We start from the raw sequence: 21,784 nt of genomic DNA on the forward strand, positions 1-21,784 counted from the left end.
GAGCGTGACCGGCTGATTGTCCAGACCGAGACCAATCGGCGGTTGGAAGCGCAGCGCCGGCAGGCACAGCAGGAGTACGAGACCGCGCGGAATGCGCCGGTCGCTTCGGGCTCGTCCACCCTGGACAAGGATGCCGAGCGCCAGCGTCAGCGCGTCGAGGAACTGATCCAGTCGCTCAAGGATGAGCGGGCGGAACTGTTGCTCCTGACCGATGCCCAGAAGAAGGGCTCGGATGCGGTCAAGAAGGCCGAGACCGACATCAAGGCGCTGCAGGCCATCCGCAAGGCCAAGGTGGCGGATGACAGCGCCGAGGCTGCCACGATCCGCGAGTTGGTCACCGGCAACGCTGAGCTTTCGGCCAGCTATGAGGCCACTGGCGAAGCGGCCAAGGCTGCACAGCAGAAGCGGGAACAGGCCGCGAAGGAGCGAGCCGACCAGCTGAAGCGCCAGGCGCAGCAGGAAGCCGCGCTCTGGCAGAAGCCGTTCGAGAACGCGATCGAGGGCGTCCAGAGCCAGTTCACCTCGACCTTTGAGAGCATCTTCCGCGGCGGCGTGAACTCGTTCAGCGACCTCGCCGGGGCCGTGAAGGACATCTTCATCCGCCTGGCCGCCGAGATCGCCACGCTGATGGTGATCCGCCCGGTGATGGCGCCGATCATGGGCGCCGTGGGCGGTGCTGGCATCGGGGCGGGCACTGCCGGTGGGTTCTCCAGCGGCATCGGCAGCATCCTCCAGTCCGGCGGCTCCTACCTGAACAGCAGCGCCCTTGGCGGCGCCATCAACAACTTTGGTTCGTCTTATCTCGGGCTGGCCGGGGGCGGCGTCCCCGGCACGACGGCAGGGATAGCATCGGGTGGCGGGTTCCTGGGCGTCGGCGGCAACATGCCGGGCGCTACGGGCATCTTCGGCACCACGGCCAGCCTTACTTCAGTGCTGGGCGCCGCGGGCTTGGGCGCATTCGGCGGCGGGACGCTCGCCGGTCTCCTGGGTCTCAACAAGACCGGCGGCTCGATCGGTGGCGGTGCTGGCGCAGGCCTAGGCGCCCTGATCGGTTCTGCGTTCCCAGTGGTAGGCACCGCGCTCGGCGGCATTCTTGGTGGCCTGGGCGGCTCGCTATTCGGCGGTCTCTTTGGTGGTGGCAAGCCGTCCAACAAAGAGCAGGGGATCAACTACAGCCTGACCACCGGCCTGGCCGAGCTCTACGGTCAGACGGGGAAGAAGTTCAGCCAGGAAAACCAAGACGCCGCCAAGACGATCGCTCAGGCTGCGGCGGACTATGCTGCGGCTTTGAAAGAAGCTACCGGCGGAACGATTGGCCTGCAGGGCTTTGACGTAGCTGTCGGGAGTAGGGACGGCTTCAAGCTCGGGCTCGGCTCGACGCAGACGCAGTATGGCTCTGTCGAGGAGTTGACCAGCGCCCTGATGAAGGCGGTCACCGAGAGCCTGAAGGGCGCCGGCGCCAACGTCCAGCAACTCGTTGGCTCCGGCAAGCTCGACTATGGCGATGCGGAAGGCACGCAGAAGGCCTTGCAGCTTGCTGCTGCCATCGACCGGCTGGTCAAGCCAAGCTCCGATGCCCAGACGGCAGTCGAAGAGCTCAACGCACAGTTTGCCGAGGCCATTGCCCAGGCAAAGGCGCTGGGGCTCTCGACCAAAGAACTGAGCGCAGAGCAGGTCCGCCAGGTCGGGCTGCTGCGTGATCAGGTCCAGGCACAGATCGATGCGTTTGTCGGCACGGCTGACAGCGGTGCCCAGATGCGGATCGAGATCGAGGCGATCCGCGCGAAGTTTGCGGAACTGTCCGAGGCCGGGCGTCAGGTCGGTGCCGACGTCAGCAAGCTGGGCCAGGCGCAGGCGGAGCAGATCAACGCCGTCCAGAACGCTTATGCCGCTCAGGCCCGCGCGGAAGCCGATGCCCGCAAGGCGCAGGAAAAGTCGGTTCGCGACCAGATCCAGGCCTATATCGGTAACACCAACGCCGCCACACAGATGCAGGCGCAGGTGCAGGCGGTGCGGGACCGCTTCACCGAACTTTCCGCCGCAGCCAAGGCGCTTGGCATCGACACCGGCGCGCTGACCCGGGCGCAGATCGCACAGTCCGCCGCCATCCAGCAGGCAGCCCGCGCCGCGGTGACCTCGGCTGCCCAGGACTTCATTTCGCGTGGTGACCCTGCGGCCGAACTGGCGCGCGAAAAGCAGCGGATCCGCGACGAGGCCACGGCGCTCGCTCGGGATGTGATCGCGATGGGCGGCACATCCGACGAGATCATGAAGGCGCAGAAGAAGCAGGTCGACGCGCTCGAAAAGAGCTATGCCGACCAGAAGGCGGCGGTTGCTCAGTCGGCACGCGATCAGGCCGCAGCCGAGGCGGAGCGCAAGCGGTCTGCCGCTCAAGCAGCGCGTGACCGGGCGGCTGCAGAGGCGGAAGCTCGCCGGCAGCAACGGGCATCCACCCAGCAGAGCCTGTCGGCTTTCCTGGCGGCTGGCGACCCGGCCAAGGAACTCGCCTACCAGATCGCGCAGATCCGGGAGCAGGCGGCGGAGCTGACCGCGGCTGCGCGGGAATACGGCCTCAGCACCTCCGGCATCACGGCAGCGATGAACCGCCAGATCTCGGCGGCGAAGGAAGCCGCGGCCGAGATGAAGCGGCAGGAGGCGGAAGCCCGCGCGAACGAGAAGCGCTCGATCCAGCAGCAGGTGGCTTCCGCCCTGGCCTTCGGGAACTCGGCCAAGGAGCTTGAGGTCGAGATCACGCAGATCCGGATGAACTTCCAGGATCTGACCAAGCAGGCGCGCGAGTACGGCATCAGCACGTCCGGGCTGAGTGCCGCCATGGACCGGCAGATTGCCGCGGCCAGGAAGGCGGCGGCCGAAGCCAAGGCTGCAGAGATCGAGCAGGCCAAGACGGGCATCGCTGCCTTTTTGGCTGCCGGCAATCCGCTGGCCGAGCTGCAGATCCAGATCGACGACGTCAGTCGGACCTACCGGGAGCTTTCCAAGCAGGCCAAGGAGCTTGGACTCAGCGAGCGGGGCCTGGCTGCCGCCCGCGACCAGCAACAGCAGGCGTTGCGCGACGCCTTCGCCCGGCAGCAGCGGGACACGGCCGATGCCGTCGCTGCCTTCGTGGCTGGCGCCGATCCGCTGAAGCAGATGCAGGTGTCGATCACCGGTATCTGGCGCCAGTACGAGGATCTGGCGCTCCAGGCCCGGCAGATGGGTGTCAGCGAGAAGGGGCTGGCCGAGGCACGGGACGAGGCGATCAAGGCGATCCGCCGGCAGGTCGAGGCCCAAAAGCAGGATCTGCGCGACCAGATTGCGGCGTTCGTGGCGGGCGATGATCCGGCCAAGCAACTGCAGGTGCAGATCACTGGCATCTGGCGGCAGTTCGAGAGCCTGTCTGAACAGGCCAAGGCGCTGGGCGTCAGCGAGGCTGGCCTTGCCAAGGCGCGGGACGACGCGATCGAGGCGACCCGGCGGCAGGCGTTCGAGACTGCCAAGGCTGCCTATCAGTCCGCGGGCGACGAAGCGCGGTCGATGTTCGGCAGCCTGATGGACCCGCTGAAGGGGCTGCTGGCCTCCTTCGACCTGGCGCGGCCCGGTGGGTTGGGGCGGTCGTTCAGGGCGAATGAGAACGAGGTCGAGCGCCTTTACGCCCAGGCGATGGCCGGCGACGTAGACGCGATCAAGGCCTTGCCCAGCCTGATCTCGACCACGCGGGACCAGATCAACCAGCTGGCGGCGAGCTCGCCCAAGACGCAGCAGACCGAAGCCCGTCTGGAGCAGATCACGAAGGACGTTCTGGCCCTGGTGCAGGCGCAGGCCAAGGAAGCAGAGGACGCCGGGCCCGCCGCAGTGGTGACCAAGCTCTCCGAGGTCGTCGCGACCCTGAAGACCAAGTTCGATGAACTTCGCCGGCAGATGGAAGCGAGCCAGCAGGCTCTGATGACCACCATGCGTGCCGGGCAGCGCGCCTGATGCTTGGCTTCGATGCGCTCTGCTCCGCCCCGCTGTCTTCGATCGAGGGTGAGGAGGACTACCAGATCAGCGAGGGCGCCATCGAAATTGCATCGGCCGACGCACGGATGATCTGGCTCATTGAGGTCGAGGCGGTCGACCTCGAGGCGGAGACCGACTGATGCTTGGCTATCAGCCGCTCTGCTCCGCCCCGCTGGGCTACGTCTCCGAGGTGCCACTGGGCTATGTGCCGGTGGCGATGGTCCGGTTCGCTACCCGCGGCTGGACGGCGACCGAAGACGACCTCGATCCCGGCCAGCACATCCCCGGCCGCCTGGCGCCGATGACCATCACTCGCAACCTGTCGCTCGGCGGCGACGGGCTGATGGGCGGGGTGGTGCGGGCGACCGCCGGCACGATCGAACTGGACAACGCGGACGGGGCTCTTGACCTGCTGGCCGAGAGCCGGGGGCTTCAGGGCCGCACGATCCGGCTCAAGTTCACCTCCGACCGCGGCGGCCGGCGCAAGCCGCGCGTGCGCGAGATGGCGACCTCCTGGGAGGGCGTGGTCGAGGACCTGGTCTGGTACGCGGACAAGGTCGAGATCCGCACCCGAGACCTTCTGTCGGCGCTGGACCGTCCGATCTCCACCAATGTCTACACCGGTCAGGGTGGTCGCGGTGGCATGGCTGCGCTGGAGGGCAAGACCAAGCCACTAGGCTTCGGCGCCGTCCGCAACGCCCGAGCCGAACTGATCGATAACGACCTGCTCATCTACCAGTTTCATGACGGTCTCGCCCGCGCTGTGCAGGCAGTGCGCGACATGGGCGCGCCGCTGATCATCCGCAACGACGTGGTGGATTATCAGGCCCTGGTAGATGCCGAGGTCGAACTGGGCGAGGTGGTGACCTGCCGAGCCGAGGGGCTGTTCAAGCTGGGCGACTTCGCCGCCGGTGACGTGACGGTCGATTTCCTGGGGCATGGCGAGGATCCCGCACTGACCATCGGCGTATGGGATGACGGCCAGCTATGGGACGATGGGCTTCCCTGGGACGAGGGCACTTGGCCGCAGTACAGCGAGACCGCATCCGGCATCATCATGGCGCTGCTTCGGCGGGCGGGCATCGCCGGCAGCAAGATCGAGGAAGGTCAGTTCCTGGACGCCGAGCGCGCCTGGCCGCACCCGATGCATCTCTATGTGCCGACTGGTGCCGGGACCGCTACCATTCTGGAGTTGGTCGGGCAGATCGCTGAGGCGGCAGGGCTCTTGGTCTCGGTCAACCGCTCCGGTCGGGTCTATGCCCGCCGGCTGACCACCGGTGTCGGCGGCACGGTGATCAGCGAAGAAGACATCATGGAGATCAGCCGGATCGAGCCGCCTTATGGTCGCCCGATCTACCATGCCGCCATCCCCTACGGCGCGAACGAGACCGTGCAGAGCAGCAACGAGCTCGTGAAACCGGACGATGAGATCGTCTCCGAAGCGACGCTCAAGGCCTACCAAACCGCCTACGTGGGCGTGGCGGATGCCGGGTCGTCCCGCACGCTGGGGCAGGTACAGACCGCCCGCTCGGTGACGCCGGAATATGCCGTTTACACCACTGCCGCCGGGGCGCAGGCCCGCGCCTGGGACATCGTGCGGACGCACAGCCCTGGCCGTTCGACCTATCGCGTGACCTGCAAGCGCAAGGGCTGGCGGCTCGATCTGGGCGACCCGGTGCCGCTCACCCATCCCCGTTTCGGACTGGCGAGCGGCAAGCAAACGATCGTGGTCGGCATCCAGGACAACGGACCCGCCCGCGAAGTCACCCTGGACCTGCTAGGCTGAAATGACCGCCCGAATCGGTTTCGACAATCTGGCCCGCCGGCCGGAAGCGATGGCGCTTGCCTATGCTGGTTCGACTGGCACCAACGCTCCACCCTCGCGGTTGCTGACCCCGGATCTGACCGAGTGTTGGCGCAGCGCACCGGGAGTGTTCGCAACCTGGATCGAGATCCGGCTGCCTGAGCCTGGTGAGATCGATACGGTGGCGCTGGTCGGAACCAACCTCCGCCCGACCGCCTCCGGCCGGCTGCGTATCGGCGTGGGCGACATCGCCGACCCCGACAACACGACCCACGACAGCGGCGACAGAGCACTTGGCGTAGTCGACCCGTGGGGCCTAGCGGTCTGGTGCCTGGACATGCCGGTCCTGGGCGACGTGATCCGGATCGATCTGGAAGACCTGGGCGTGGACGAGAACGCGCTGGAGGTCCCGCGGGTCTGGGTCACCAAGGCATGGCGCCCGGATCGCTGGTACGATTTCGGCTACCAGCAGACCGTCAGCGATCTCTCGCAGGTCTCGCGCTCCCGCTACAGCGGCGCCGTCTTCTCGGACGAGCGCCCGATCGTGCGGGGCTACCGCCTCGATTTCAAGGTGATGAGCGAGGCCGACCGGAACGAAGCCCGCCGTCTGCATCGTCTGTGCGGCTCATCCCGGGAAATGCTGCTCTGCCTCGATGAGCAGAGCCCTGCGCTGGGCGAAGATACCCTGTTGGTCATGCCGACCGGGCAGCCCATCGCGCACGACAACCCACGGTCATGGTCCTGGACCCTCGAATGTGAGGAGCGGCTGTAAATGCCTGGCGTTTTCATGAGCCCGCCTGATCGGGTCAAGACCACCACGACGACCACGGGCACCGGCGCCTACACGATCGCAACCGTGGCGGAGCCAGGCTTTCGCCGTGTCCAGGACACTGTGCCGGAGAACATGCAGACCGCTTTCGTGCGCGCCATGGCGACGGACGAGGGCACGATCTGGCAGGTGCATCTCGGCACTCGTGACGGGAACACGATCAGCGTCGATGAGGTGCTGTCCAACAGCGACAACAACGAAAGCCCGATCGCGTTTCCCGAAGGCGAGAGTGTCGTCTTCACCGATGCGCCGGGCAGCCTGATCGCCTTCCTGATTGCGTCGAATACCTGGCTGGCTGACCAGGCCTTTCGCGGCAAGGTCATTCTCGGCCCGTCTGATCTGACGTGGCTGGTAGGCACGAAGGTCGAGACCGTTCATGGCGCGGAATTGCACCTGGGCGGCGTGCCGCACACGCTGTACGGGCCCGGCACGAAGGTGCAGACCTGGGCATCTGATGGCACGACCTATGGGCCGGACCTCACCCTGCAGCGCACCCGGACCAATGCCTCCGCCGGTTCGCAGGGCCCGCGCTTGGTTTTCGAGCAATCGGACGGCGCCGGCACCTCGCAGGCCTATGCCACGATCGAGTCCTTCTGGCGCAACCTGACCTCAGGTGGCAACGGCGCGGTCAATCATCGGGTGCGGGTCGGCGGTTCGCTGATCACCTACCTGACCCTTTCGGCAGGGAAGGGTACCTGGGTCCGGAATGCTTCGTTCCTGGTTGGCAAGGAAGCCGACAGCGAGGCGATCGTCGGCGACGTGCAGCAGGACGGCGTCGAGATTGCCACCACCGGCGTGACCTCGATCACGGCATCCAACGCGGTGCCGCTCACGCTCAACCGCAAGGCCAGCGATGGTGCCCTGGTCGAGTTCTACCGCGGCGCCACCAAGCTCAACGGCAAGATCTCGGTCACTGGCGGCACGGTTTCCTATGGCGCCTTTCATGGCGTCCATCCCAGCCAGTTCCCGGACGGCTATCTCGTGCCGGGCGATGACGTCGAGCCGGGCACAGTGATGGTCACCGACGATCAGCCCTGCCCGGTGGCCTCGCACTTGCCCTGCACGCGGGTGTCTGAGCGTCGTGCGGATCCCCGGGTCTATGGCGTGTTCTGCGGCTGGCTCGAGGATGGCGGCTTCGACGTCTCGGGCCTGGGCGTGCCACCCTACGGCGTGCTCTGCGTGGGCGAGGCCCAGCCTGGCGACCTCCTGGTGAGTTCCGACGTGCCTGGCTGTGCCATGGCATGGCGCTGGGATGCCAGCCCGCCGCATGGCTCGGTCCTGGGCAAGGTGCTGCGGGCGAGCCCCGGCACCGACAAGCGCCTCGTGTCTGCCGTCATCTACGCGGGCTGACCGACTATGGCGAATCTAGACTTTGATGTCGGCAAGCCCGGCAAGCGCAGCTGGTCCTGGTTCAAGAACAACTGGGACGCGATCTGGGAATACCTGAACACCCTACCTGTCCCGACTGAGGACCAGGTAGGTCGTGTGCCGAGGGTTAATCAATTTGGCGATGGGTTCAGCCTCTTTGGCGACCCCATTGACTTTCGGGACGACATCGTCGGCGGGGGGCGGATCAAGCAGGTCGACATGCCGGCCGGCAACCAGACCATTCCCACGTCTTTGACCGGCGTTCGGCTTCGTTCGCTCAGTGCCACGGCGGTGACCTGGACCCTGCCGAATGTCGGCGCTACTGGGTACTTTTTCCCATGGCTCCAGATAGGCGAGGGCAAGATCACCTTCGCTGGTCCGCCCGGCTCATTGGTCACCGGTGGCCCTGTCGGCTTCATTTCCAGCGGCGGCGAGCTCGCGTCCGGCATCGTCGAGTGCGTCGACTTCTCGTTAGAGGCAGGTGCTACCTGGCTCGTCTCGGGCATCACTGGCCCCTGACGCATGACCATCGCCTTTCGGTTTCGTACCTACCGCCGGGGCGGTGGGTCGAACGTGCTTGCCCTGCCGGGCCTCGTGGCGGCGTTCGATGGGGAGGCATCCCTGCCGGACTTCGTCGAGCGTCAGCACGGCGCCGGCGTGCCTGTCCTGACCGACTTGAGCAGGCGGGCTGACGCGCTGCAGCCGAGCACGGATCAGCACCCGACGGTCGACCTGACCTCCGCCCCCGGCCGCGTGTCCATCGCGTTCGGCGAAGGCCAGCGCATGACGATCGATCCCCCCGGCGGTCGGATCCTCACTGTGGTCGCTGCTGTGATGGTCCCGGCCTCTGCCACCGCCGCTCAGGTGCTCCTGACCCAGGACACCAGCGCCACCACCGATAACCCTGCCTGGGAAGTGCGCATCGGATGAGCAGGGCATTCACGGGCTCGAGCAGCGGCAGCTTTGCCCAGGTCGACAAGCCGGCAAAACTAGGCCCGCCGTTTACGGTGTCCCTGTGGTTTCGCACGCCGCAGCCGGCGCGCACGGGCTACCTGTTCTGGCTGGGCCGGCGCAGCTCTGAGCTCGACTGGTTTGCGGTCTCGATGCTCAACGGTCGGTTGCGCGCCGAGACGCGCGCCACGGCCGGCACTGCCTGGGGCATCGCGGTCAGCGGCAACAACATCGCCGCCAATGTCGCGCAGCATGCTTGCGCGACATTCACGAGCACCACCGCTCGCGAGATCATCCTCAACGGTGACACGGGCAACAAGGGCACGAACAGCACCAGCGCCACGCCGATCTCCCCCGATCGTACCGCTATCGGCCGAGCTTCGGATGCGTCGCCCACCGGCGGCGTTCTGGCCGACATCGAGCATGTGGCGATCTGGGGTCGAGCCCTGACCGATGCGGAAAAAGCGGCGTTGGCTCAGGGCGCCAACCCGCTCAGCATCCCGGGTCTGATCGAATACTGGCCGCTCAGCGGGGCAGCCAACCCGGAGGCGGGCTTGATGGGCACGGACCTGCATATGCAGGTGACCGGTGCCGTCAAGAGCAGCTTCACCGCTCCCGTCCAGGCACCGCCGTCCGGCGGCGGGTCGGCTGGCTTGCCTTTTGATCCTGCCAACCTGGTCGCGTCATCGCCGGTCTGGCCCAGCCTGACCATCACCTATGGCTTCCCCGACGTCGGGTTCGTCTATGCCGAGGACAACACCGGCGGGCGCCTGGATGGTCTGCCGGGTACAGTCGACTATGCGGATGGCTGGTACCCCCTGCACGACGATGCCAAGGATGCGATCCGCGCGGGTGCGGCTGCACTCAGCAGCATTGGGTTCAACCTTCAGGAGGTGCCGGCGTCCTCGGCGGAGATCCTGGTAGCCTTCTCGCCGCAGGTCGATCGCACCTATGCCGACGCGATCGGCAACTACCCGCCGCAGGGGAACATCTTCTTCGGGCCGGACAAACCGGCCGAAGAAGCGGACCTGGAGAAGACGTGGGGCGTGGGCGGCTGGCGGCGGCGGGTCGCCACGCACGAGCTGATGCACACACTCGGCCTGACCCACGCTACGGCGCCGGGGGCGAGCCACAGCAACAGCCTCATGGCCGTCAACCCGACGCCGCCGGCCGGGGCAGAGCCCTATGTCACGGCGCCCTACCCGGTGGACGTGGCTGCGTTGAAGCTGCGCTATCCGGCGCTCACCGGCGCTGCAGTCGGCGGGCGGCTCAGCGTGGCTGGTGCATCCGTCGCGGCGCTTGGGTCGGGCAATCCCGGCAAGGCGATGGTCCTGGCAGTCACGTTCGACCCGGATGCGAAAAAGATCCAGGTCCGGACGGACGGCGGCAGCCCGATCGAGGTCGCCTGGACCGGTGACGAGGATCCGACCGCCGGCGATCTGATCCTGGGCGCCAGGCTGGTCAACGGTGTGCCCCAGGCTGGCGCCAACTTCCGCATGCTGCGGATGCTGTCATCGATCGAGCTTCTTGAGACCGCCGATCAGGCGCGAGCGGAGCAGTGGGCGGCTGAACCTCTGGCGCCGGTCTGCACACCCATCGTCCTATCCGGCACGCCCGGAGCCACGACGACCATCGACCTTGCACCGGCGGTGCGCGATCCGGCCGGCTGGGGCTGGAAGATCATCGCCATCGACCAGCCACCCGAGGGCAGCGTGTCCGCCCTGGATGAAACGCGGATCAGCCTGAACCTCACGGGCGCGAACTCGCCGATCCTGGAGTTCGGTGTCCAGGTCGCCAGCAAGCACCCTATGGGCCCGTCCAGCCCCCTGCGGATCTCCGTCCGGCTGAGTGAGGTCACCTTGCCGGGCGTTTCGGTCGATGTCGCGAAGAATGGGACGGCCCTGATCGACGTGCTTGCCGGTGCCACCGCCGAGGATGGATCGGCGCTTACTCTGGTGTCGGTGAGCGACCCAGAACACGGCACGGCTGCAATCCAATCCGGGCAGGTCCGCTACACACCGGATAGTAACTACACCGGCTCCGACAGCTTCATCTTCACCGCCCGCTCGCGCACGGGTGGGATTGCCACGGGCACCGCTCTGCTCACGGTCAACGTCGGCGAAGTGCCGGTCGGCGGCAACGCCGATCGCCCCTTCAATGGGCTCTACTACGGCTGCGGCTCCTACGGCTCGCGCATAGGCAATGTGAACGTCTACGCCAACAACGGCGGCAAGCGGATCGCAGCCGGCACCTTCTTCGCCTATCGGCCAGGCAAGATCCGGTCGATCTCGGTCAACACCCGCGGCAACCCGACCCGCCTAACCAGCGGCGGGCGCGATTATGGCAATGGGCTATGCACCGCCTGGGTAGAGCTGCGTCCGGTCAAGCCGGACGGCACCCCGGACATGAGCGTGTTGCTCGGCCGGACGCCCAACTTCACGCCGCGCGATCACCTCAACCAGCACCCGCATTTCAACCTGCTTGAACCGGTCACGATTCCAGAAGGCGGGAAGTGGCTGGCGCTGGTCTATCAGATCCTGGAAACCAACAGCAGCGGTCAGGACTATTGGGACCATTGCTGGAACCTGAACTGTTTGATCCGCACCAAGCCCATTGCAGGAAGGATGCCACCATTCTTCAGCGGCATGCGGGTTTTTGTCAGTGACAACCTTGGAAGCAGCTGGAGAGAGTTCCGAAACAGCAAGCAGTCGGCAGAATGGGCCGGGTCATACTGCTGGTTTGGCGAGCTTGTCTATACGGACGGGCACGCAATCGGCCAGCCTTACCGTTTCGCCAACTTAACTCCCAAGCGGGTCGATGGCACGCGCTACCGAGTGCGGCAGTTGTGGCAGATGCCGAACTGGGCGTTTACCGCCCAGGGTGTCTGGATCCGGACATTCGCGCAGAGCAGCAATCCTGAGCTGCAGATCCAGATCGCGCAGATTGGCGGATCGGTGCTGAAGACGATCGTCGTACCGAGCAGCAGCCTGCAGCAGTTTTCGGACCAGTATACGCCGGGGCAGATCATCCACGGCTCGACCGATTATGCGCCAGACGAAAACACGGCGACTCCGATCCCGCCGCTCTATGTGCCATTCGGTGGCAATGTCACCTTTGCCGCTGGCGCCAGGTACAGCATCACCTTTACCGCCAATGCTGGGGCGAAGCTGTGGTTCTGGCCGGTCTATAGCGGGACAAAGGCCGGCACCTATACCGCCGTAGACTGCTTCGGCGCGGACAAGAACAACACCAAATGTCAGTTCATGGACGATGGTTCGGCCTGGTCGGAGTGGTCAGTGCCTGCTGGAAGCGCGCCCTACAACGACTTGCCGTGTCTGTTTAAGGCGGCGTAACCCCCGAAAGGCTACCCCATGATGACCATGGATATTCTGGCGCGCATCGCGGAATTGGATGCGCGTGCGGCCCGGCGACAGGCAGAGGAAGCGCAGGATCGAGCCACCCTGGCCGAGCTGAAGGCCGCCGTCCTGGCGAACATGCCCAGTCAGCCGGCCGAGCCGCAGGTGCCGCCCGCGCCTCCGCCGCCTCCGTCGGTGGAGGAACCGCCGCCCGCTCCGCCGCCTCCGCCTCCGGTGGTGCAGCCGGCAGTCGACCCGCGCGACATGGCATTCGGGGGGCTGTTCTACGGTTGCGGCGCCAGCTTCGAGGCGATCGGCAACAAGCAGATCAGGGCCGGCAACGCGGCGGCCACGGCCTTCGTCATGCCCTACGATGACGAGATCACCCACATCCTGCAGAACTCGCGCGTCAACAAGGCCGGCGAGACCGGCTATGGCGGCGGGCAGTGCGATGCTTGGCTAAGCTTCCACCGTGACGCCGGAGGCATGCCTGACTTTGACAAGATGATCGGCAGGACCGACACGTGGGTGCCGGCCAAGTCGGCCGCGTTCCCGCTGCTGGCACTGCGCGCTCCGGCGAAGGTCAGCAGGGGAGAGATCATCTGGGTCGTCTGGCACAACGACACCAAGGCCACCGGCGAGGCGAACTACTACTCAGCCAACTTCGGCATTGTGCAGAAGCCCTTGCCGCATCCCCAGCGCATGGGCCCAGCCTACCCGTTCCTCAAGACGATCCAGACCACGAACGGCTGGAAGAGCACGGCCATCGCCAATGCGTCGAGCTGGGGTGCGGCGGCCGAAGGCGCCTACGTCCCGTTCCTCGAATTTCGGTTCAAGTCTGGCCGCGCCTATGGCCAGCCGTACCGGTTCGCGAACCGCGGCGAGTGTCTGGTCGACGGTGACAAGCTCATCCGGCAGACCTTCAAGATGCCCGCCTACACGGTCGAGGTGGACGGCTTCTGGACCCGCGGCTTCAGCCAGGCGGACAAGCCGCAGATCGGCGCGGAACTCCGCTTCCTGGAGAGCCCCACCATCCTGGCCGAAGGCATGGCCGACCCGGGCGACATCACCATCATTCCGGCGAGCGTCACCATCCCCAGCGCCTACTTCGGCAACCCGCGCGGCAATCCGAAGGGCGACAGCGCCAAGCCGCACCGGTGGTTCTTCACCAAGTTCAGCCGGGTCGTGCCCTTGCAGGCCTACAAGTCGTACAGCCTCACCCTGCGCGCACCGTACCGGCAGGGCGCCTGGTTCTGGCCGATGTTCAGCGGGGTCAAGCAGGGCGGGTTCAAGTGCCTCGAAGCATTCCTGGCGCATCCGAACACGCAGTCCGAGTTCAGCCGGGACGGCGGCAAGAGCTTCGATCACCCGAACATCAACAACGGCGGGACGCAGTATAACGACTGGCCGTTCCTGTTCCGGGCGGTTCGCTGACACACCGCTACAATGACTTTTCGGATGGGCACGTGTCCTGCCGCTGCGCTGATTAGCGCGTTGCGGCTATGGTCGCGGCACCGCACAATAGGTGGCCAGGCCGCCTGATCCCAGCGCCCCGGCCGGTAGCTACCACACTCGCCGGCCGGGGCTGACCACAAACCGATGAGGGACATCGGCCATGGCTGCTCCTCAAATAACGGACGAACCCTGCTCCGGTCTCCCGGTTCAGAATCCCATTCGGTGATCTGCAACACGCATCATGTTCCTAAAGTGTCGTATGCAGGGCCACCGCCGGGGGAGGGCTGATCCATGCTCACCGAGCGGGATGTGGAGCATATTGCCGAAAAAGTCGTGGAACGAGAGACGGTCGAAGCGTTCGATAGGATGGGCCTGCTGAAAGACGGCAGACCGGACTGGAACGCTCTCGCTGCTCCGGCAAAGGACCGTAAGTGGTGGCAAGCATTTTGGGACCGCGTGATCTTGGCAGGCATCCCGATCGGGCTGGGCCTGCTGGTAGCGAACTTTCGAGCGGTCGCGGATTGGATAACAGCCCTGCTGACGATCAAGGGATCGGGACCATGAAAGCCGCACTTGCTGACATCTGGCACGGCTACACCAGATTGGTCCGCATCATACGGCAAAGGTACCTGGTCCCATTCGTTGGGACATTGATCGTCATCGCCATCGCGTCGGCGGTGAACCTGACAGACTACACTGTGATCCGCTGGTACGGGGTGACGCCAACCCGGGCGATGTCCATCGACGGAACGGCCAGATGGTGGCTGACCGGCGATGTGCCCAAGCTGGTCGTGACCGCAGCCCGCACGAGGTACGTCGCCTGCACGGGTGGGCTTCTGAAGCGCGAGATGATCTACGACGATGATCCGCCGGTTCCGGCTCCGGCGATCGAGGCCTCGTCACCGTCCAGCCTGACGGCCTCGCCGATCGTCCGCTCGCCAGAAGAAAGCCCGGATTACACAGAATTTTCGCTGCTGATCCCGGTGCAACAGACGGAGGGGCTTCGGTTCATCCGCTGGCTGCTGTTCGCCGACAGTGCGCAGTGCACGGATGGTGAGGCGCGCAATGGCCAGGAAGTGGGGCTGATCCACATTCCGGAACTGCCGGCCGTGGCGGCAAAATGAAAACTGGCCCCGTGCACGTGAACGCAGGGGCCAGTCTTGGTGCTTTGATCATCTAACGTTCCTCCCATCCACGCAACGAATTTCAGCCTGCCTCCTGGCGGGCCGCTGCCGCTTGGAGTCCTGAACATGCCGACCCTCGCGCAGGTGCGGACCCTGGTCCACGACCTGATCAAGCCTGGCCTGGAAGAGCTGGGGGACATCGTCGGATCCAAGCAGCAGATCGCCAGCCGCGAGGCCGTGGTGATGCTGACGGCGATCGGGCTGCAGGAGAGTGCGCTGACGCACCGCCGGCAGTTGCACGATGCGGATCCGGGGCCTGGAGTCGACCTGCAGCCGATCCAGACGCCGGGCCTGGGCGCGTATGGGCTATGGGGCTTCGAGTACAGCGGCATCCGCCTGACGCTGCGGCACGCGAAGGTGCGGGCCCTGCGCAACATCATCGAGGCGCTGACATCGGTCGGGCTCGACCCCGACCCTGATGCGCGATCTGCCAATGCTTCGCGGATCATGGCCGACGACAAGGCGGCGCTGTGGCTGGCTCGTCTCTACCTCCTGACCGACAACCAGGCGCTGAGCTTGGATGCTGACGAGATGTGGGTGGTCTACAAGCGGGTCTGGAACCCGGGCAAGCCCCGGCCGGAGCACTGGCCGGCCAACTTCAAGCTCGCCCTGGACGCCTACCCGGAGAAGCCGCTGCCGCTCACCAAGCGAGGGGCAGGCATGATCCTGACGGGCGTAAGCGCTGCGGTGACCTACGGCCCGGACATCGTACATACCGCCACCGGCATGAAGGCGATCCAGCTAGGGCCGACATGGCAGACGATCGTCGGCGTCATGATGGCAGCCGGGATGATCCTGACCCTGATCGGCACGATCCGCGCCCGCAAGGCGACAGGCAAATGATCGACCTCTGGTCTCGCCTCGGCGGCTACCTCGCTGTAGCCGGCGCTGCCGTCGCCGGTGTCCTGGTCGCCATCCGCAGCATCAAGCAGGACGCCCGGGAGGACGTCGAGAATGAGCACGCAGCCGCAGACGCCAAGGCCTCACGCCAGGCGACGGACGCTTACCTTGGCGCTGGCGGCGATCCTGCCACTGTGCGCAAGCGCCTGCGTGACCCCTCCCGCCCCTGGTAGGGTCTGCCCGCCGCTGGTCCCCCGATCGCAGGACTGGCGGGAAAGCTTGGCCGACCAGCTCGACGCCATCGACGATGCCCGCCGCGACGCCGGCATCATCATCGCCATGGCTGCCCGCGTTCCGCCCCATGCCCACTACCGGCCGGACGTGGACATCATTGCCGAGAATGCCGAACGCATCGCGCGCATCCGCACCGGCCGCATCGACGACGCCATCATGGAGCTAGGACAGCTTCGTGCGGCGATCCGTGCCGTCTGCCCGGAACTCTCGGCAGCCGGCTCCTAGCCTCCGACGACACAAAAAGCAGAACAGGAGACTGCCATGATACTGGCTCTCAGGCGGCGCCGCTGGGCGCGCGTCGGCGTCGATCTCCCTCCGCCTTGGACCCGCTGGCTGGTCGATGAACTCGGCCGGCGCATCACGACCGATGAGAACGGCAAGCGCGTCCGCACTGATCCGCCCGCGGAGGCTTGAGCATGGCAGATAATACCACAGGCCTCACCGGGGCCACTGTCCTTGTCCGCGGCTCCAGGGTGGGCCTGGGGCAGGCGCTAGGCAATCATGCGGATCGTCTGGACGGCATCGAGGCGGGGCAGTCCTCAGGCGTGGTGGGCTTCGCCACCAAGAGCGCCATGGACGGTAACTTGGCCTTCGCAGATGGCACCCTTGCCCAGGTGACGAACGATTCCACGGTCTCCAACAATGGGACGTACCGCAAGCAGGGTGCATCGGGCACTGGTACATGGGTCGCGGCGGTTGATCGCGTCAGCGAGGTCGCGAAGACTGCCGCGAACGGCATGGCTGCTTCCTTGCGCAGCCGCTTTCCGAACTTGGTTCCAGGCTATGAGTGGGAGGGGATCGGAGACGCTACGGTCTTCGCCGGCACGACCGCCACGCTGACGCGGGAAAAACACAAGGAGCGTTGGAGCCTGAAGATCGAGACAGGCGCCACCTTCATGCTGCTTCCCGAAGTAGTGCCGACCTCGGGCGGGTATTTCAGCGCGGGCGTCACCGTGGCTGAAAAAGCCGCAACCACGGCTGCGCGGATCCTGGTCGTGCAGCGCAACGCCTCCAATGCCGAGATTACGGGCGCGCGGGCGACCTATGCTCTGCCGAACGCGGCCACCTCGACGCCGATCCAGGTCATGTTCGAGGGGCTGCAATTCGACCCGGCCTGCACATCCGTCCGGTTCTACTTCGACGCCGGATCGGTGGCCGGAACCATGATCCGGTTGACCGAACCCTATATCGCCTATGGCGCCATCGGCGGCTTCCGCCCCTACCTGGAGGACGTGGGCACCAACCTGTTCCCGGACCCCGAGTTCGTTGGGTTCGGGCCGGTCGCCACCCGCTATGGCAAGCGCGTGGTTGCCGATGGCGAGCCCCGGCTTCGGATCACCATGCCGACCGGGACCACCGTGACCGGGGCGCAGACTCAGACCTACGACATCCCGGCCGTTGGGCCATTCGCACCTGGTACACTGCTCTACTACCGCGCCGGCCTGCGCTCGGACGTGGCCGGTTCCGCAGTCCTGCACGTCATCTACCTGAACGGCTCCGGGACTGAGATCAGCCGCACCAGTCTGAGCAACACGGCAACCGGCACCCGCGACCAGAAGGATGCCAGCGCGGCCGTGCCCGCCAACACGGCCACGATCCGCGTTCGCTTCCAACAGGGGAACACGGCCACCTATGCCGAGTTCGGCGGCGTGATCATCGGCCGTGTCCCGCCCAAGTATGCGCCTTATCGGACCAGTCTGGCGGGCGCGGTGCCCGAGACGCCGCCATACTTCGATCTGTTCCCGGAGCCCGAGTTCAGCGGCGGCAGCGGCAGCACCGTGCAGATCAGCAAGGAAGATGGTGAGCCGGTGCTGGGGTTCAGCGGCACCAGCGGCACGCCCAACCGCTCCTGGTATGTGGACGCGGTTGGCAAGTTCGCACCGGGCAAGCCGATCCAGGTCACGGCCGAAGGGCACACGGACGCGGCTACCGGCTGCGAGGTCGCGCTGTTGTTCCGAGATAGCGGCGGATCCGAGCTGTCTGGCACCCGGGCCACGGCGCGCTCGGCGTCCACCACTGGCCAATATGTGCCGCTGGTCGCAACCACGACGGTGCCGGCCAATACCGTACAGATCCAGATCCGCTTCACCCATTGGGCCAGCGCCGGCGCCACGGCGTCCAAGTTCCGCCGCCCCCGGCTGCTGACCACCACGTCACCCGTGGATGAGGCGCAACTCTACAGCCTGCCCATCTCCAAGCCGGGCCTGGGTCATGCGGTGGCGCACGTGTCACCGACCGGCAGCGATTCCACCGGCACTGGCACGGCCGGCAACCCCTGGCGCACCCTCGCCAAGGCGCTGGACTGGATGGGCGGCGTCGGCGAGATCCACGTCCGGGCCGGCGACATGGGGGCGGGGCAACTCGACATCAGCAAGGTCCTGGACCTCACCGTCATCGGCGACGCAACCTCGGCGTATGAACGGCCAGTATTCCGGTTCGGGACCAAGCTAACCGGTATCACCAAGACCGCCGGGCGCACCAAGGTCTATCAGGCCTCGATCAGCCTGGCCGGGCCGCCGAACTTCCTGTGGCAGGACGGCACGGTCGACACCAGCACCGCCGTGCCGATCGAGGAGCAACATGCCGGCTTGCGCGGCCGGGGGCACCGACTGCCCTGTGTCAGGATCGAGCGGACCACGGCCACGATCACGAACGATGCGCTCGACGAGATCGACGCCACCACGGAGCCACGCTGCTTCTACACCAGCGGCACCCTGTATTTCTCCATCCAGGGCGGCGGGAATCCGGCTGATGCCAGCATCTATGTGTCCAACGGCAACGGCCTGATCAGCGGCACTCCGTCATTCTGGACGCCTGTCCGAGGAACGCTGCGGATGGTCGGGCTGGAGGTCCGCTACGGCGGGATCAACACCCGCGGCATCACCCGCACCTACCTGCAGGACTGCACCGTGCTGGGTGCGCCGCTCAACGGCTTCGACCTGGCGTGGTGGTCCGACCTGCAGGATTGCGAGGCGGCCGGGTCGGGCTCCTTCAACACCGACACCGGCGACGGCTTCAACTGGCACAACTTCGCGGTCTGTCGGCACCGTGGGCTCTACACTCATGACAATCATGACGATGGCATGAGCTCGCACGAGAACTGCTACGAGATGGGGGAGAGCCCGATCGCAGAATACAATATCGGCGGCGGGCTGGTGCCGGCCTATGGCGCCCATGCGGTCTATACCAATCCGATTACCCGCAAGAACGCGGTGCATCGCTTGTCCGGCACCAAGCTTGGCGGCATCGAGGCCCATGCCGCACCAGCGACAGGCGATGACGGTGTGGCGACCACATGCGAGGTCTATGGCGGGGTGTCGATCGGCGACCGCAACGGTCTGGTGGACGGCAAGACCAAGAACGGGACCGAGTGCTATCTGAAGGCATTCGACGTGACCGTGATCGACCCGGTCGAGTATGCGGCGCGCTGCGCGATGTACGGCAACATCCGGCATATCGGCAGCGGCACAGCCAAGCACCCGTCTGCCGGTTCGTTGGGTGTTCGCAACGGCGCGTTGGTCAGCTAGACCGGTTGCCCACCCGCATCTCCACCTGCCCCCGCGCCCCGCACTTGGAGCACATCAGCCGCGGCTCGATGTCGCCCAAGTAGACGCCATGGTGCGCGAGGCCCGAGAGACGGCCTTGGGGGTGCCACTGCTCGTGGCCGCACGCCTTGCACCGGATGGTCAGGTCGCGCGCGGCGTCGATGGGGAAGCGGTGGAGGTGGGAGCGGGTGGGCATCTTGCCGAAATCTTGCCGTAGCTGATGTCCAGAGGCGGCATCTGACCGGAAACAGTATCGGCTAAGTCATTGAAAAATGGCGCGCCCTGCAGGGATCGAACCTGCGACCTACCGCTTAGAAGGCGGTTGCTCTATCCGCTGAGCTAAGGGCGCGGCTGGCGCACTCTAGCGGCAGCGGCCATGCTAGGCGAGGGCGCCGGTTCGGAGAGTGCGGCTTGATTCAGTTTCTGCTGGGGGCATGGATCGCGGTCATGGGGGCCGGGATCTCGATGCAGCCCCTGCTCAACGCCCAGGTGGCGTCGCGCGCCGGGCACCCGATCTACGGGGCCCTGATCTCGGTGTTCGTCAGCACCTGCCTGATGGCGGTGCTGGTGGTGGCGGGGCGGCTGCCGGCCCCCAACCTGCGCGAGCTGCTGGCGGGTCCCTGGTGGATGTGGATCGGCGGGATGATCGGCGCGCTCTACGTGCTGGCGGCGCTGATGGCCACGCCCAGGCTGGGGGCGGCGACCACGGTGGCGATCTTCATCGCCGGCCAGCTGATCGCCTCGATCCTGATCGACCATTTCGCCCTGCTGGGCGTGCCGGGCCACCCCATCGACCTGCCGCGCCTGATCGGTGTGGCGATGCTGGCCGGCGGGGTGGTGCTGATCCGCTGGGTCTAGCTGGGCCGTCAGGTTCCGGTTGGAGCCCAACGCACAAGGAGCCTGACGCGCGGTCCAGTCACGCCTTGATCCAGGACGGAGGCGATGCCCCGCCCTGCCTATGTCTTGGATACAGCCTGCCTGGCCCGCTCCGCCTCGCACTCGGGCAGGGGCCTGATCTTCAGCGTCTCGATCTGCTCGGGCGTCGCGCATTTGGGCAGGCCTGCCTTGGCGAGGCTGTCCAGCCACAGGGTGCGTTCCTTCGCAGCGGCGGGTGAGAAATCGCCGGTCGGGGAGACCGAGCGCTCGAACGAGTAGTCCGGCCAGCTCTCGACAAAGCGCCGGCGCCAGACTGCCATCTTTTCTGGTTCGCCGAGCTGCGCGTAGCCGAGCGTGGCGAACAAATAGTTCCAGCGGCCGAGATCGGTGAAGTCCTCGATCTGGTCGACCACTTCGCGGAAGCGGCGAAGGAAGAAGTTGATCTGCGACTGGCGCCAGTCGAAGCGCATCTCCGGATCAAAGCGAACCGCCCGGGCGAGCAGTGCAACGGCCCGCTCAAGCTGACCATGATAGGGCAGCTGCTCCGCCACCTGTGCCAGCAGAATGGGATGGTTGGGGGCCAGCTCGACCACCCGGTCGAACGCTGCCAGAACGAGGGCGTCCTTCTTGCCGCTGTAGCTGTACCATGCCGCGAGTTCGACGTAGCCCCAGGCATAGTTCGGATCGAGCTCGATCACCCGGATTGCGGTCTCGCCCCAGCGAGCCATGGCTTCGGCTTGCGGTGCATAACCCTCGCTGACCTGATCATGGTAGAGACGGCAGAGCATATAGAGCGCAGCGCTGGACCGCGGATCACGGGCCAGCGCCAGCTGGGCAAGCTCCACGCCTCTGGCATTCGCCTCCTGCGTCATCTCCAGGAACTGCTCACGGGCAAGGAGGGCCAGGTCGTTGGCGCTGAGTTCCTCGATCGGGCGCCCGGAAGCACGATCGGTAATGGCAGGGAAGACGCCGGCCGAGTAGGCCGCAAAGCCGATGCGCGAGCCCAGCTCGTCCCGCAGTGCCGTCCAGTCGCCGGGCGCTCGGTCGAACCGCTCGGACCAGAGTTGCTGGCCGGTGGCCGCATCGATGAGTTCTACCGATGTACGCAGCCGTTCGGCGGACGGCTGCAGGTTCCCGTCGACCACCAGGGTGACGCCCTGCTCCTGCCGCAGGGCCAGCACCGGGTTCGACTGGTCGCGGTATGCGAAGCTGACGCCCCGGCCCAGCACGGACCAGAATCGGGCGACGGACAGCTGTTCCACGATGCCGTCGGCCAGCCCTTCGCC

Annotated in this window: 17 protein-coding genes and 1 tRNA gene; 16 read left to right on the top strand and 2 right to left on the bottom strand. The window is 66.1% G+C overall.

From position 1 onward, the window contains the following. Positions 1-42: 42 nt before the first annotated feature. The 15 genes from VNS22_RS01930 to VNS22_RS02000 all read left to right on the top strand — a co-directional run bounded on the left by VNS22_RS01930 (position 43) and on the right by VNS22_RS02000 (position 19,604). Complete coding sequence (locus VNS22_RS01930) at positions 43-3,975, top strand: hypothetical protein (RefSeq protein ID WP_325729052.1); 3,933 nt, start codon at positions 43-45, stop codon at positions 3,973-3,975. After that, a complete protein-coding gene (locus tag VNS22_RS01935) occupies positions 3,975-4,136 on the top strand; it encodes a hypothetical protein (protein ID WP_325729054.1) in 162 nt (53 codons plus the stop codon). Before VNS22_RS01930 ends, VNS22_RS01935 begins: the two co-directional genes overlap by 1 nt. Further along, positions 4,136-5,782 (top strand): hypothetical protein, encoded by a 1,647-nt coding sequence (locus VNS22_RS01940; protein WP_325729056.1) that lies wholly within the window; start codon positions 4,136-4,138, stop codon positions 5,780-5,782. The genes VNS22_RS01935 and VNS22_RS01940 overlap by 1 nt, the downstream gene beginning before the upstream one ends. Before the next feature lie 49 nt (positions 5,783-5,831). Next, positions 5,832-6,572 (top strand): hypothetical protein, encoded by a 741-nt coding sequence (locus VNS22_RS01945; protein ID WP_325729058.1) that lies wholly within the window; start codon positions 5,832-5,834, stop codon positions 6,570-6,572. Then, entirely contained in the window at positions 6,573-7,979 is a 1,407-nt protein-coding gene (locus tag VNS22_RS01950) for a hypothetical protein (protein ID WP_325729060.1), read from the top strand. Between the two features lie 6 nt (positions 7,980-7,985). Beyond that, positions 7,986-8,516, top strand: a complete 531-nt coding sequence (locus VNS22_RS01955) for a hypothetical protein (protein ID WP_325729062.1) — start codon at positions 7,986-7,988, stop codon at positions 8,514-8,516. A gap of 3 nt (positions 8,517-8,519) precedes the next feature. Then, the gene (locus tag VNS22_RS01960; RefSeq protein ID WP_325729064.1) at positions 8,520-8,927 is read left to right on the top strand and encodes a hypothetical protein; all 408 of its coding nucleotides are present in this window, start codon (positions 8,520-8,522) and stop codon (positions 8,925-8,927) included. After that, on the top strand, positions 8,924-12,301 hold the full coding sequence (locus VNS22_RS01965; protein ID WP_325729065.1) for an Ig-like domain-containing protein: 3,378 nt from the start codon (positions 8,924-8,926) through the stop codon (positions 12,299-12,301). Before VNS22_RS01960 ends, VNS22_RS01965 begins: the two co-directional genes overlap by 4 nt. Positions 12,302-12,319: 18 nt before the next feature. Next, the gene (locus VNS22_RS01970) at positions 12,320-13,738 is read left to right on the top strand and encodes a hypothetical protein (RefSeq protein ID WP_325729066.1); all 1,419 of its coding nucleotides are present in this window, start codon (positions 12,320-12,322) and stop codon (positions 13,736-13,738) included. A 312-nt stretch (positions 13,739-14,050) separates the two neighbouring features. Then, positions 14,051-14,323 carry a hypothetical protein gene (locus VNS22_RS01975; protein WP_325729068.1) on the top strand — a complete coding sequence of 91 codons (273 nt, stop codon included), beginning with the start codon at positions 14,051-14,053 and terminating at the stop codon, positions 14,321-14,323. Then, complete coding sequence (locus VNS22_RS01980; RefSeq protein ID WP_325729070.1) at positions 14,320-14,883, top strand: hypothetical protein; 564 nt, start codon at positions 14,320-14,322, stop codon at positions 14,881-14,883. The genes VNS22_RS01975 and VNS22_RS01980 overlap by 4 nt, the downstream gene beginning before the upstream one ends. A 126-nt stretch (positions 14,884-15,009) precedes the next feature. Beyond that, a complete protein-coding gene (locus VNS22_RS01985; protein WP_325729072.1) occupies positions 15,010-15,786 on the top strand; it encodes a hypothetical protein in 777 nt (258 codons plus the stop codon). Beyond that, positions 15,783-16,016 carry a hypothetical protein gene (locus VNS22_RS01990; protein WP_325729074.1) on the top strand — a complete coding sequence of 78 codons (234 nt, stop codon included), beginning with the start codon at positions 15,783-15,785 and terminating at the stop codon, positions 16,014-16,016. The genes VNS22_RS01985 and VNS22_RS01990 overlap by 4 nt, the downstream gene beginning before the upstream one ends. Before the next feature lie 46 nt (positions 16,017-16,062). Further along, a complete protein-coding gene (locus tag VNS22_RS01995) occupies positions 16,063-16,302 on the top strand; it encodes a hypothetical protein (protein WP_325729076.1) in 240 nt (79 codons plus the stop codon). Positions 16,303-16,493: 191 nt separating this feature from the next. Further along, complete coding sequence (locus VNS22_RS02000) at positions 16,494-19,604, top strand: hypothetical protein (protein WP_325729078.1); 3,111 nt, start codon at positions 16,494-16,496, stop codon at positions 19,602-19,604. 291 nt (positions 19,605-19,895) lie between these two features. Here VNS22_RS02000 and VNS22_RS02005 read toward each other — a convergent pair. Next, positions 19,896-19,971, bottom strand: a tRNA-Arg gene (locus tag VNS22_RS02005). Positions 19,972-20,033: 62 nt separating this feature from the next. Between VNS22_RS02005 and VNS22_RS02010 the strand changes: the two genes are divergently transcribed. Next, positions 20,034-20,480, top strand: coding sequence for a DMT family transporter (locus VNS22_RS02010; RefSeq protein ID WP_325729080.1), 447 nt, complete (start codon positions 20,034-20,036; stop codon positions 20,478-20,480). A gap of 98 nt (positions 20,481-20,578) precedes the next feature. On the opposite strand, the gene VNS22_RS02015 is transcribed toward VNS22_RS02010, so the two are convergent. Next, a partial coding sequence (locus tag VNS22_RS02015; RefSeq protein WP_325729082.1) for a hypothetical protein occupies positions 20,579-21,784 on the bottom strand: 1,206 nt, incomplete at its 5' end.

Source organism: Geminicoccus sp., assembly GCF_035556675.1.
Classification (GTDB): domain Bacteria; phylum Pseudomonadota; class Alphaproteobacteria; order Geminicoccales; family Geminicoccaceae; genus Geminicoccus.